This is a genomic window from Streptomyces sp. NPDC002403 (genome assembly GCF_053593015.1).
The window spans coordinates 74296-87312 of record NZ_JBSFBQ010000005.1 but is presented as its reverse complement, the minus strand read 5'-3'; the positions used below and the strand labels follow the sequence as shown (position 1 = coordinate 87312).

Genomic DNA, 13017 nt, shown 5'->3' with positions numbered 1-13017 from the left:
ACGACGATAGGACGACAACGCGTCACGACACGCCGAAGCGTACGGCCAGTTGTTCGCGCTGGTCCTGTACGAACGCCGCGTCCACCACCGCCCCGTGCCCCGGTACGTACACCGCGTCCTCGCCGCCCAGCGCCAGCACCCGGTCCAGCGCGGCCGGCCAGCGGGCGGGGAACGCGTCCCGGCCCGCCTGCGGTTCGCCGGACTCCTCGACCAGGTCGCCGCAGAGCACGATCGCGGGGGAGCCGGGGACCACCGCCACCAGGTCGTGGCCGCTGTGCGCGGGGCCCACGTCGGCCAGCACCACCTCGCGCCCGCCGCCCAGGTCGAGCGTCCACTCGCCGCACACCTGGTGGTGCGGTGCCACCAGCGCGTCCACGGCCTCCGCCGCGTCGTGCTCGGCGACCCCGTGGCGCACCGCCGAGGTGTGCAGCTCCGCGGCCTCCCGCTCCAGCAGCTCCGCCAGGCCGACCGCCCCGTACACCTCGGCGCCGGAGAACGCGGCGGTGCCCAGGACATGGTCGAAATGGGGGTGGCTGAGTGCGATATGCGTCACCCTCCGGCCCAGCAGAGCCTGCGCCTGGGTCCGGACCTCGGCCCCCTCCCGGAGCGACGATCCGGTGTCGTAGAGCAGCACTCCGTCCGTCCCGGCCACCAGTGCGACCGTCGCGTCCCATCCGGGAAGGCGCCGCCGGCCCACTCCGTGACCGAGTCGCTCCCACCCGAACTCTTCCCAAGAGGCATCCATACCGGGACGCTATCGGCAAACGACCTGCACGGTCTCGCGGTAGCGTGGCCGGTCGCCCTTGCTAGGTCCCCACTCGGCCGCCGTACACTGGCCGGGGGATTGCTGGCACTCGCGTTGACAGAGTGCCAAGCGGATTCCTGGGCAGAGAAACAGGAACGTCCCGAGAACCACCGAGGAACACAGCTGGAGGTGTGCGCGATGCTCAGCGAACGCAGACTCGAAGTGCTCCGCGCCATCGTCCAGGACTATGTCGGCACGGAGGAGCCCGTCGGCTCCAAGGCGCTCACCGAGCGGCACAAGCTGGGAGTCTCCCCGGCGACCGTCCGCAACGACATGGCGGTGCTGGAGGACGAGGGCTTCATCGCCCAGCCCCACACCAGCGCCGGACGCATCCCGACGGACAAGGGCTACCGGCTCTTCGTCGACAGGCTCGCGGGGGTCAAGCCCCTCTCGTCGCCCGAGCGCCGTGCCATTCACAATTTCCTCGACGGCGCGGTCGACCTCGACGACGTCGTGGGCCGCACCGTACGGCTGCTCGCGCAGCTGACCCGGCAGGTCGCCATCGTGCAGTACCCCTCGCTGACCCGGTCGACGGTGCGGCACGTGGAGCTGCTGTCCCTGGCGGCCGCCCGGCTGATGCTCGTACTGATCACGGACACCGGCCGGGTCGAACAGCGCATGATCGACTGCCCCGCTCCGTTCGGCGAGACCTCTCTCGCCGATCTGCGGGCCCGGCTCAACAGCCGGGTCGTCGGACGCCGTTTCGCGGACGTCCCGCAGTTGGTGCAGGACCTGCCGGAATCCTTCGAGAGCGAGGACCGGGGAACCGTGTCCACCGTGCTCTCCACCCTGCTCGAAACCCTCGTCGAGGAGACGGAGGAGCGGCTGATGATCGGCGGCACCTCCAACCTCACCCGCTTCGGGCACGACTTCCCGGTGATGATCCGGCCGGTGCTGGAGGCACTGGAGGAGCAGGTCGTGCTGCTGAAGCTGCTCGGCGAGGCCAAGGACTCGGGCATGACCGTACGTATCGGGCACGAGAACGCCCACGAGGGGCTCAACTCCACGTCCGTCGTCGCGGTCGGCTACGGTTCGGGCGACGAGGCAGTCGCCAAACTCGGCGTGGTCGGACCGACCCGCATGGACTACCCCGGAACGATGGGAGCGGTACGCGCAGTGGCACGTTACGTCGGACAGATCCTGGCGGAGTCGTAAGTGGCCACGGACTACTACGCCGTACTCGGCGTGCGCCGCGACGCATCCCAGGACGAGATCAAGAAGGCATTCCGTCGGCTCGCACGCGAGCTGCACCCGGATGTGAACCCCGATCCGAAGACCCAGGAGCGGTTCAAGGAGATCAACGCCGCCTACGAGGTGCTGTCGGACCCGCAGAAGAAGCAGGTCTACGACCTCGGCGGCGACCCGCTGTCCGCCTCCGGCGGCGGTGGCGCGGGCGGATTCGGACAGGGCGGCTTCGGCAACTTCTCCGACATCATGGACGCGTTCTTCGGTACGTCGTCGCAGCGCGGACCCCGTTCGCGCACCCGGCGCGGCCAGGACGCGATGATCCGGCTGGAGATCGATCTGGCCGAGGCCGCGTTCGGCACCACCAAGGACATCCAGGTCGACACGGCCGTCGTCTGCACGACGTGCAGCGGCGAGGGCGCCGCCCCCGGCACCTCCGCCCAGACCTGTGACATGTGTCGCGGCCGCGGCGAGGTCTCCCAGGTCACCCGGTCCTTCCTCGGCCAGGTCATGACCTCGCGGCCCTGCCCGCAGTGCCAGGGCTTCGGCACGGTCGTGCCGACGCCGTGCCCGGAGTGCGCCGGTGACGGCCGCATCCGGTCGCGGCGCACGCTCACCGTGAAGATCCCCGCCGGTGTCGACAACGGCACCCGCATCCAGCTCGCCGGCGAGGGCGAGGTCGGTCCCGGCGGCGGCCCGGCCGGCGATCTGTACGTGGAGATCCACGAGCTCTCGCACGCGGTGTTCCAGCGCCGGGGCGACGACCTGCACTGCACGGTCACCATCCCCATGACGGCGGGCGCGCTCGGCACCAAGGTGCCGCTGGAGACGCTCGACGGCCTGGAGGAGGTCGACATCCGGCCGGGCACCCAGTCCGGCCAGTCGGTCCCGCTGCACGGACGCGGCATCACGCATCTGCGTGGCGGCGGTCGCGGCGATCTCATCGTGCACGTCGAGGTGATGACCCCGACGAAGCTGGACCCGGAGCAGGAGCGACTGCTGCGGGACCTGGCGAAGGTGCGCGGCGAGGAGCGGCCCACCGGCCAGTTCCAGCCCGGCCAGCAGGGACTGTTCTCCCGGCTGAAGGACGCCTTCAACGGCCGCTGACCGGTCTGCCGCACCCGTTCCGGACGCCGGACGGACCCGCTCGACGGGACCGTCCGGCGTTTGAGTACAAAGCGGACCCCGTCCCGCGCGCCCCGCGCCGCGCCGGACGTGACACGATGCGGTCATGTCATCCGCGTTGACCGATCTCTGCCGGTATCCGATCGTGCAGGCCCCGATGGCGGGCGGCTCGTCCGGTCCGCAGCTCGCCGCAGCCGTCTCCGAGGCGGGCGGGCTCGGTTTTCTCGCCGCCGGGTACAAGACGGCCGACGGCATGTACAACGAGATCAAACAGCTGCGCGGGCTGACCGGTCAGCCCTTCGGCGTCAATCTCTTCATGCCGCAGCCGGCACTCGCCGACCCGAGCGCCGTGGAGGTGTACCGGCACCAGCTCGCGGGCGAGGCCGCCTGGTACGAGACCCCGCTCGGCGACACGGACTCCGGCGGCGACGACAACTACGACGCCAAACTCGCCATCCTCCTGGAGGACCCGGTCCCGGCCGTCTCGTTCACCTTCGGCTGCCCGACCCGCGACACCCTCGACGCGTTCGCCGGCGTCGGCACGTACACCGTCGTGACGGTCACCACGCCCGAGGAGGCCCAGGCCGCCCAGTGGGCGGGCGCCGACGCCGTCTGCGTCCAGGGCATCGAGGCGGGCGGCCACCAGTCCACCCACCGCGACGACCCGCAGACCGACGGCACCGGGATCGGGCTGCTCTCGCTGGTGTCCCAGGTCCGCGAGACCGTGCAGATACCGATCGTTGCCGCGGGCGGGCTGATGCGCGGTTCCCAGATCGCCGCGGTGCTCGCCGCGGGAGCGGAGGCGGCGCAGCTCGGTACGGCGTTCCTCGTCTGCCCCGAGTCGGGGGCGAGCCCGCTGCACAAGCAGGCGCTGACCAACCCGCTGTTCGTACGGACCGCCCTGACCCGGGCGTTCTCCGGCCGCCCGGCCCGGGGCCTGGTCAACCGGTTCATGCGCGAGCACGGACCGTACGCCCCCGCCGCCTATCCGCAGGTCCACTATCTGACCGCCGGGCTGCGCAAGGCCGCGGCGAAGGCCGGGGACGCGCAGGGCATGGCGCTGTGGGCGGGCCAGGGACACCGGATGGCACGCGAGCTGCCCGCGGGCCGGCTGGTCCGGCTGCTCGCCGAAGAACTGGACGCCGCACGGACGGCAGTGAGCACAGGGAGTACGCAGTGACCGCACCGGTCTTCGTCGTCGAACAGGTCCCCGGCGGGCCCGAGTTCGTCCTTGAGGGGCCCGAGGGCCGGCACGCCGTGTCGGTGAAGCGGCTGCGCGCCGGCGAGGAGGTCGTGCTCACCGACGGGCGCGGCCACTGGGCGGAAGGCATCGTCCTGGCCGCCGAGGGCAAGGACCGGCTCGTCGTCACCGATCTCGACGAGATCCGGGAGGAGCCCCGGCCCGCCCCCCGCATCACCGTCGTCCAGGCGCTGCCCAAGGGCGACCGGGGCGAGGTCGCCGTGGAGACGATGACGGAGACCGGTGTCGACGCGATCGTGCCCTGGCAGGCGGCGCGCTGCATCACGCAGTGGAAGGGCGACCGCGGCCTCAAGTCCCTGGCCAAATGGCGCAGCACCGCCCGCGAGGCGGGGAAGCAGTCCCGCCGGGTGCGCTTCCCCGAGGTCGCGGACGCGATGACGACCAAGCAGGTCGCGGCGCTGCTGGCCGCGGCGGACTTCGCCGCCGTGCTGCACGAGGACCGGGGGCACGACAGCGAGCCGCTGGCCACCGTCCGGCTCCCCGCCCAGGGCGAGATCGTGCTCGTCGTGGGTCCCGAGGGCGGTGTGTCGCCGGAGGAGCTGGCGGTCTTCGCCGCGGCGGGCGCCCGGACCTGCCGGCTCGGGGCGAGCGTCCTGCGTACCTCGACGGCGGGCACGGCGGCGACGGCACTGCTGCTGGGGCGCACCGGCCGCTGGTCGTGAACCCTGCCCTGAGTCCTGGGTGCTGAGTGTTGAGTCCTGAGTGCTGGGTCACGCTGTGCGCCTGCTGTGCGCCCCGTCGCGTGCGCCGGAGCCGCTCGCGGTTCTGACCGCAAGCCGTCTACCGCTCCACGGGCGAACGGTGGGAAGGTGCCCGTATGGGGACATCAAGGGCATGGGCCCGGGGAAGAGAACGGCGCTTTCTGGCCGTGTCCGCACTCGTGGTCGCGGCGGTCGCGGGTGCTGTGGGCTGTGAGCCCGTGGGCGGACTGAATTCCGCGTCCATCGCCGTGACCACCGATCAGGTCGGCACCGGCGCACTGGAGCGCAACGGGGTCGACGTGCGGTGGCTGAGCTGCACCGCCGGAGTCGACCGGGAGGGGTTCGGGGCCGGGGCCGCCTCGCCCGCCGCCTCCGCGAACCGGATCGCGGACGTCGACTGCACCGGCAAGACCGGGAACGGCGAGGCCATCACACTCACCGGCAAGGTCACCCAGGCGCTCGGCGGGCGGTGTGTGCGCGGCGACCTGACAGCGAAGGCGGGCGGGAGGTCCGTCTTCCGGGCGGATGTGCTCGGCGACTGCGACGCCGCCCCCTCGACCGCCGTGGTGAACCCGCAGCCGGCCGGTGGCGGTGCCGGCTTCCGGCCGGCCGTCACCGTGACCGTGACGGTGACCGAAGCACCCCTGGGCAAGTGAGTCCGGCGGCCCGTCGTACTCCGGCCAACCCGGTTACGCAGAGCATGGCCGCCGCCTAGGGTGATCGGTGTGACACAGCCTGCCTACCTCCGATACCCCCATGTCCAGGGCGATTCGATCGCCTTCACCGCCGAGGACGATGTCTGGCTGGCGCCGCTGGACGGCGGCCGGGCCTGGCGCGTCAGTGCCGACAACCGGCCTGTCACCGGCCCGCGGATATCGCCCGACGGAACCCGGGTCGCCTGGACCTCCACCCGGGACGGGGCGCCCGAGGTGCACGTCGCACCCGCCGACGGCGGCCCCTCGGAGCGGCTCACCCACTGGGGCGACGGGCAGACCGCCGTCCACGGCTGGACGCCCGGCGGCGAGGTGCTGGTCATCAGCGCCCAGGGGCAGGCCTCGCACCGGCGCACCTGGGCCCGGGCCGTCCCGGTCGACGGCGGGCCCGCACGGACCCTGCCGTACGGGCCGGTCGGATCGCTCGCGTACGGGCCCGGCGGCCGGGTCCTGCTGCTCTCGGTCACGATGGGGCGCGAGGCCGCCACCTGGAAGCGCTACCGGGGCGGCACGGCGGGCAAGTTGTGGATCGAGCAGGAACCCCCGGCGGACGGCCCGGCGGAGTTCGTACGGATCCACGCGGAGCTCGACGGCAACATCGAGTGCCCGATGTGGGTGGGGGAGCGCATCGCCTTCCTCTCCGACCACGAAGGCGTCGGCGCGCTCTACTCCTCGCTCCCCGACGGCTCCGGCCTGCGCCGCCACACCGGCACCGACGGCTTCTACGCCCGCCACGCGACCACCGACGGCACCCGCGTCGCCTACGCCTCGGCCGGCGAACTCTGGCTGCTGGACGACCTGGAGGGCGACGGCCCCCGCCGCCTCGACATCCGGCTCGGCGGCCAGCGCACCGACCTCCAGCCGCACCCCGTGCACGCCGGCAGCCACCTCGACTCCGCCTCCCCGGACCGCACCGGCCGGGGCAGCGCCGTCGGGACGCGCGGCGCCGTCCACTGGGTCACCCACCACGGGGGCCCGGCCCGCGTACTCGCCGCCGAACCGGGCGTACGGGCCCGGCTGCCCCGCACCTTCCAGGCCGAGGGCGATCAGCACGTCGTCTGGGTCACCGACGCGGAGGGCGATGACGCCCTGGAGTGCGCACCCGCCACCGGCACCGCGCCCGGCTCCGCACCGCGCCGCCTCGCCGCGGGCCGCATCGGCAGGGTCCTCGACCTCGCCCCGGCCCCCGACGGCAGCCGGTTCGCCGTCGCCGCGCACGACGGGCGGGTCCTGATCGTCGAGCGGGAGAGCGGTGAGGTCCACGAGGTGGACCGCAGCGAGCACGGCGACGCCTCCGGCCTCGTCTTCTCGCCCGACTCCGCCTGGCTCGCCTGGTCCCACCCCGGCCCCGAGCCGCTCAGCCAGCTCAAGCTCGCGCACCTCGCCGACCTCTCGGTCACCGAGGCCACCCCGCTGCGCTTCCGCGACTTCGCCCCCGCGTTCACCGGCGACGGCAAGCACCTCGCGTTCCTCTCCGAGCGGTCCTTCGACCCGGTCTACGACGCCCATGTCTTCGACCTGGCGTTCATCGGCTCCTGCCGCCCGCATCTGCTGACGCTCGCCGCCACCACGCCCTCCCCGTTCGGGCCCCAGCGCCACGGCCGCCCGACCGAGAAGGAGAAGGGCGGCGGCGAGGGCGACCAGGACAACCCGACCGCGCTGCCCGTCACCCGCATCGACCTCGAAGGGCTCGCCGACCGGATCCTGCCGCTGCCCGTCGAGGCCGCCAGCTACTCCACGCTGCGGGCCGCGAAGGACGGCCTGCTGTGGCTGTGCCACCCGGTGACCGGGGTCCTCGGCACGAGCGGCGCCACACCCGACTCGGGGCGGCCCGAGACCGTGCTGGAGCGGTACGACCTGGAGAAGCTGCGCTGCGAGGAACTCGCCTCGGGCGTCAAGGACTTCGCGGTCAGCGGGGACGGCAAGCGGATCGTCCTGCACACCCGGGGCAAGCTGCGCGTCGTACCGTCCGACAGCCATGTCTCCGCCGACGACGAGGACGGCGGTAGCGACGGCGGCGTCACCGTCGACCTCTCCCGGATCCGGCGGATCCTCGAACCGGCCGCCGAATGGCGCCAGATGTACAACGAGGCCGGACGCATCATGCGGGACAACTTCTGGCGCCCCGACATGGGCGGCCTCGACTGGGACGGGGTCCTGGACCGCTACCGCCCGGTGCTGGAGCGGGTCGCCACCCATGACGACCTGATGGACCTGCTGTGGGAGGTGCAGGGGGAACTCAGCACCTCGCACGCCTATGTGAGGCCGTCCGGCGGATGGTGCGACGACTCGGCCCGGCAGGGCCTGCTCGGTGCGGACATCTCCCGTGCGGAGGACGGCGGTTGGCGCATCGACCGGATCCTGCCGTCCGAGTCCTCCGACCCGGAGGCCCGCTCGCCGCTCGCCGCGCCAGGGGTGGCGGTCCGCGCCGGGGACACGATCCTCGCCGTCGACGGCTGCCCGGTCGACCCGGTGACCGGGCCCGGACCGCTGCTCACCGGCTCGGCGGACAAGCCGGTCGAGCTGACCGTCTCGCCGGTGGACGGCGGCGGCCCCCGCCATGTCGTCGTCGTACCCCTGGCCGACGAGGAGGCGCTGCGCTACCACGCGTGGGTCGCCGGCCGGCGGGCGTACGTGCACGAGCACTCCGGCGGGCGCCTCGGCTACCTCCACGTCCCCGACATGGTCGGCTCGGGCTGGGCGCAGCTCCACCGCGACCTGCGGATCGAAGTGGCCCGTGAGGGACTGGTCGTGGACGTCCGGGAGAACCGCGGCGGCCACACCTCGCAGCTGGTCGTGGAGAAGCTCGCCCGCCGCGTCGTCGGCTGGGACCTGCCGCGCGGCAGGCGGCCGTTCAGCTACCCGCAGGACGCGCCGCGCGGGCCGGTGGTCGCCGTGGCCAACGAGTTCTCCGGCTCGGACGGCGACGTCGTGAACGCCGCGATCAAGGCGCTGGGCATCGGGACGGTCGTCGGCACCCGGACCTGGGGCGGCGTGGTCGGCATCGACGGCAAGTACCGGCTGGTGGACGGGACATCGGTCACCCAGCCCAAGTTCGCGTTCTGGCTGGAGGGTTACGGCTGGGGCGTGGAGAACCACGGGGTGGATCCCGATGTGGAGGTCGTGATGACGCCGCAGGACCACGTGGCGGGGCGTGACCCGCAGCTGGACGAGGCGATCCGGATCGCGCTGGCGTCACTGGCGCGGACGCCGGCGAAGCGGGCGCCGGAGCTGCCGGAGGTGTAGGGAGCGGGGGCGCGGGTGGGGTGCGCCGGTGGCGGCGTGTTCCCCTGCCCGCCCCTTCCCGTGCCCGGGGGCACAGCCCCCGGGCCCCGCTCCCCGATCGCCGGAGGGGCTGGATTGCGGGCCCGATAGCATGCCGTACAGCGATCACCACGACCATCACCTACCGAGGAGCCGCCCCATGGCAGGAGAACCGCAGCCCGACTGCCTGTTCTGCAAGATCGTCTCGGGCGAGATCCCGGCCACCATCGTCCGCGAGAGCGAGACCACCGTCGCCTTCCGGGACATCAACCCGCAGGCCCCCACCCACGTACTCGTCATTCCCCGCGTCCACCACCCGGACGCCGCCGCGCTCGCCGCCGCCGAGCCGGCGATCGCCGCCGACATACTGCGTGAGGCCGGGCAGGTCGCCGCCGACGAGAAGATCGTGGACAGCGGGTACCGGGTCGTCTTCAACACCGGCTCCGGCGCCGGCCAGACCGTCTTCCACGCGCACGCCCACGTCCTGGGCGGCCGCGGACTGCAGTGGCCCCCCGGCTAGAGGGGCCGGTCGCACACCGTGTCCGTACGCGAACTCGTGGTCCTCGGCACCGCCAGCCAGGTCCCGACCAGACACCGCAATCACAACGGCTATCTGCTGCGCTGGGACGGCGAGGGCATCCTCTTCGACCCCGGTGAGGGAACCCAGCGCCAGATGCTGCGGGCCGGTGTCGCCGCGCACGACATCAACCGGATCTGCGTCACGCACTTCCACGGTGACCACTCGCTGGGCCTGGCCGGGGTGATCCAGCGGATCAACCTCGACCAGGTCCCGCACCCGGTCACCGCGCACTACCCGGCGAGCGGACAGCGCTTCTTCGAGCGGCTGCGGTACGCCACCGCCTACCGCGAGTCCGTCGAGCTGGCCGAGGCCCCGGTCGCCGCCGACGGGATGCTCGCCACCACCGACGCGTACACGCTCAGCGCCCACCGGCTCTCGCACCCCGTCGAGTCGTTCGGCTACCGGCTCGTCGAGCCCGACGGGCGGCGCATGCTGCCCCAGAAGCTCGCCGAGCACGGCATCAAGGGCCCGGACGTCGGCCGGATCCGGCGCGAGGGCGCCCTCGGCGGCGTCACGCTCGACGACGTCTCCGAGCGCAGGCGCGGCCAGCGGTTCGCGTTCATCATGGACACGAGGCTCTGCGACGGCGTGCATGTGCTCGCCGAGGGCTGCGACCTGCTGGTCATCGAGTCGACCTTCCTGGACGAGGACGAACGGCTCGCCACCGACCACGGCCATCTGACCGCCGGCCAGGCGGCCCGGGTGGCCCGGGACGCGGGCGTGCGGCACCTCGTGCTGACGCACTTCTCGCAGCGGTACGACGACCCGGCCGCCTTCGAGACCCAGGCCCGCGCGGCGGGGTACGAGGGCGAACTGACCGTGGCCCAGGACCTCGGCCGGGTTCCCGTGCCCACCCGGCACCTCTGAACACATCAGCACCACCGTCTGTGAGCGTGAAAAACCCGTGCACCTCCCCAAAGCCGAACTCCACCTCCACATCGAAGGCACCCTCGAACCCGAACTGGCCTTCGCGCTCGCCGCACGCAACGGCGTACAACTGCCGTACGCGGACACCGAGGAGCTCCGCACCGCCTACCTCTTCGAGGACCTGCAGAGTTTCCTGGACCTGTACTACGCGCTGATGGCGGTGCTCCGGACCGAGGAGGACTTCGAGGAGCTCGCCGACGCCTACCTCGCCCGCGCCGCCGCACAGGGCGTCCGGCACGCGGAGATCTTCTTCGACCCGCAGGCGCACACCGCCCGCGGCGTCCCGATCGGCACCGTCGTCGAGGGGCTCGGCCGGGCGCTGGAGCGCAGCGAGGAGAAGCACGGCATCTCCACCCAGCTGATCATGTGCTTCCTGCGCGACCAGCCGGCCGAGTCGGCGCTGGCGACCCTGGAGGCGGCGAAGCCGTATCTGCACCGGATCAGCGCGGTCGGCCTCGACTCGGCGGAGGTCGGCCACCCGCCCGCCAAGTTCCGCGAGGTGTACGAGGCGGCCGGAGCACTCGGGCTGCGCAAGGTCGCGCACGCCGGCGAGGAGGGCCCGCCCGAGTACATCCGGGAGGCCCTGGACGTCCTCGGGGTGGAGCGCATCGACCACGGGCTGCGCTGCATGGAGGACCCGGAGCTGGTGGAGCGGCTGGTCGCGGACCGGGTGCCGCTCACCCTCTGCCCGCTGTCCAACGTACGGCTGCGCGCCATCGACACCCTGGAGGAGCACCCGCTGCGGGCCATGATGGCCGCCGGACTGCTCTGCACGGTGAACTCCGACGACCCCGCCTACTTCGGCGGATACGCCGGGGACACCTTCCACGCCGTCCGCGAGGCGCTCGGCCTGGACCGGGAGCAGCTGCGCACGCTGGCCCGCAACTCCTTCGAGGCGGCCTTCCTCGACCACGACGAGGAGCGCAGGGCGCGCTATCTGTCCGAGGTCGAGGCGTACGCGTTCGACTGACCGGCCCCGCCCGCCGGGCCGGCCGTCCGGAACGCGGCCCGGACCGGGCGCCTGCGGCGCACGGGCAGGCTGATCTCCGTGACGGCCTGCTCGGGCGCGCCCAGCTTGGGCACGGCGCCCGGCACCGCTCCGGTGGTGACGGCGAGCAGCGCGGCCGGGGCGCCGCCCCTGCGGCGCACCGAACCCGGCACCAGCGGACGGCCGCCGGTGTGCAGGGCGACGGCCGTGAACGGGGCCGCGACCAGGAGGGTGAGCGCGCCCAGGATCAGGCCCATGACCGGGTAGCCGGCCTGCTCGGACAGCACACTGCCGAGCACCGGACCGCAGGCCACCCCGACGGACGACGCGGAGCCCGCGAGGACCGCCCAGCGGCCGCGTACGTCCAGGGAAGCGGCCAGACCGATCAGGTACGACAGGACCACGGGGTAGACCGTGTTCCAGAGGATCTCGCCGGTCGCGAACCGGCCGAGGCTCCCGGCCGACGAGCTGAGCACGATGCTCGCCGCGATGATCACGGTGCCCAGACCGATCGGCACCGCCCGGCCGAGCCTGGCGCCCAGTACCCCGGCGCCCATCACCCCGAGCAGACCCGCGCCGAGCGCGGCGGCGAACACCGCGCCGATGGTCACCTCGGAGAGCCCGACCTGAGCCACCCCGATCCGGCTGCTGACACCCCACAGCGCGTTCTGCGCCATGGACCAGACGAGCATGCCGCCCGCGAGGACCAGACCGGAACGGCGGTGCGGCAGCCGGGCGGCGGCCGGAACGGCGGGACCGGCGGGCACGACGCCGCCGAGCCGGGCGGTGGCCGGCCAGACGACCAGGGCGACCAGGGCGATCGAGGCGAACGGCAGCCGGTGGCCGCCGCCGAGGTGCGGGATCGTCAGATAGAGGGCGCCCGCCGTCGCGGAGACGCTGAGCAGCCCGAGCGACGAGGTCCGGTGCGGATCGCGCTGGGCGGCGATGCCCGAGGCGGCCACCGCGGTCGCCGTACCGGAGCCGAAGCCGCCGATCATCGCGCCCATGACCACCAGCGGCACCGACCCGGCCAGGGCGGCGCAGCCGTACCCCGCCATGGCCAGCACCAGCCCGATCCGGGCCGGCCGCCGCGGCCCGTACGTCTCGACCCGGCCCGCCAGTGTGAACCCGGCGGTCGCCGAACTGAGCAGCAGGGCACTGCCGACCAGACCCGACTGCGCCGTACTGAGGCCGAGATGGACGGAGAGCCGCCCGACGATGGTGGGGAGCAGATAGGCGGCGAGGTAACCGGCGGTGAACACGGCGACCAGGGGCCACGCGGCGCGAGGGCGCGAGGACATGGGCGTTCCTGAAGACATGCCGATGCGGCAGAGAAGGCAGGGGAGGGCAATGCGGGAAATGCGGGGAAGTCGGGCCACTCGTCGGCAACCGTCGCCGAAGGGGCTCGCGGGCCAATTTGTATCAACCGCGGACAGTCGACCGAAAGCCACCCCCGTGTGATCTGGCT

Annotated in this window: 11 protein-coding genes; 9 read left to right on the top strand and 2 right to left on the bottom strand. The window is 72.9% G+C overall.

Annotated elements, in window-relative coordinates:
- Window positions 1-22: 22 nt before the first annotated feature.
- Complete coding sequence (locus ACWCPY_RS08365; protein ID WP_451263562.1) at window positions 23-745, bottom strand: MBL fold metallo-hydrolase; 723 nt, start codon at window positions 743-745, stop codon at window positions 23-25.
- 198 nt (window positions 746-943) lie between these two features.
- On the opposite strand from ACWCPY_RS08365, the gene hrcA reads away from it, so the two are divergent.
- From hrcA to ACWCPY_RS08320, 9 genes are all read left to right on the top strand, one after another.
- On the top strand, window positions 944-1960 hold the full coding sequence (gene hrcA, locus ACWCPY_RS08360) for a heat-inducible transcriptional repressor HrcA (protein ID WP_266419393.1): 1017 nt from the start codon (window positions 944-946) through the stop codon (window positions 1958-1960).
- Window positions 1961-3097, top strand: coding sequence for a molecular chaperone DnaJ (gene dnaJ / locus ACWCPY_RS08355; RefSeq protein WP_451263561.1), 1137 nt, complete (start codon window positions 1961-1963; stop codon window positions 3095-3097).
- Between the two features lie 124 nt (window positions 3098-3221).
- Window positions 3222-4295 carry a nitronate monooxygenase gene (locus tag ACWCPY_RS08350; RefSeq protein WP_451263560.1) on the top strand — a complete coding sequence of 358 codons (1074 nt, stop codon included), beginning with the start codon at window positions 3222-3224 and terminating at the stop codon, window positions 4293-4295.
- On the top strand, window positions 4292-5038 hold the full coding sequence (locus ACWCPY_RS08345) for a 16S rRNA (uracil(1498)-N(3))-methyltransferase (protein WP_451263559.1): 747 nt from the start codon (window positions 4292-4294) through the stop codon (window positions 5036-5038). The genes ACWCPY_RS08350 and ACWCPY_RS08345 overlap by 4 nt, the downstream gene beginning before the upstream one ends.
- A gap of 206 nt (window positions 5039-5244) precedes the next feature.
- Window positions 5245-5733: a hypothetical protein gene (locus tag ACWCPY_RS08340; RefSeq protein ID WP_451263558.1), complete on the top strand. Its 489-nt coding sequence runs from the start codon at window positions 5245-5247 to the stop codon at window positions 5731-5733.
- A gap of 69 nt (window positions 5734-5802) precedes the next feature.
- On the top strand, window positions 5803-9036 hold the full coding sequence (locus tag ACWCPY_RS08335; RefSeq protein WP_451263557.1) for a S41 family peptidase: 3234 nt from the start codon (window positions 5803-5805) through the stop codon (window positions 9034-9036).
- A 178-nt stretch (window positions 9037-9214) separates the two neighbouring features.
- Complete coding sequence (locus tag ACWCPY_RS08330) at window positions 9215-9574, top strand: histidine triad nucleotide-binding protein (protein WP_451263556.1); 360 nt, start codon at window positions 9215-9217, stop codon at window positions 9572-9574.
- Between the two features lie 18 nt (window positions 9575-9592).
- Window positions 9593-10501 carry a ribonuclease Z gene (locus ACWCPY_RS08325; RefSeq protein ID WP_451263555.1) on the top strand — a complete coding sequence of 303 codons (909 nt, stop codon included), beginning with the start codon at window positions 9593-9595 and terminating at the stop codon, window positions 10499-10501.
- Window positions 10502-10538: 37 nt separating this feature from the next.
- Window positions 10539-11531 carry an adenosine deaminase gene (locus ACWCPY_RS08320; protein ID WP_451263554.1) on the top strand — a complete coding sequence of 331 codons (993 nt, stop codon included), beginning with the start codon at window positions 10539-10541 and terminating at the stop codon, window positions 11529-11531.
- Here ACWCPY_RS08320 and ACWCPY_RS08315 read toward each other — a convergent pair.
- On the bottom strand, window positions 11495-12850 hold the full coding sequence (locus tag ACWCPY_RS08315) for an MFS transporter (RefSeq protein ID WP_451263553.1): 1356 nt from the start codon (window positions 12848-12850) through the stop codon (window positions 11495-11497). The two genes, ACWCPY_RS08320 and ACWCPY_RS08315, sit on opposite strands and share 37 nt — an antisense overlap.
- Window positions 12851-13017: the final 167 nt, after the last annotated feature.

Coding starts and splice junctions, on each gene's coding strand:
- ACWCPY_RS08365 (WP_451263562.1), bottom strand. CDS start 745: ATGGATGCCTCTTGGGAAGAGTTCGGGTGGGAGCGACTCGGTCACGGA.
- hrcA (WP_266419393.1), top strand. CDS start 944: ATGCTCAGCGAACGCAGACTCGAAGTGCTCCGCGCCATCGTCCAGGAC.
- ACWCPY_RS08350 (WP_451263560.1), top strand. CDS start 3,222: ATGTCATCCGCGTTGACCGATCTCTGCCGGTATCCGATCGTGCAGGCC.
- ACWCPY_RS08330 (WP_451263556.1), top strand. CDS start 9,215: ATGGCAGGAGAACCGCAGCCCGACTGCCTGTTCTGCAAGATCGTCTCG.
- ACWCPY_RS08315 (WP_451263553.1), bottom strand. CDS start 12,850: ATGTCCTCGCGCCCTCGCGCCGCGTGGCCCCTGGTCGCCGTGTTCACC.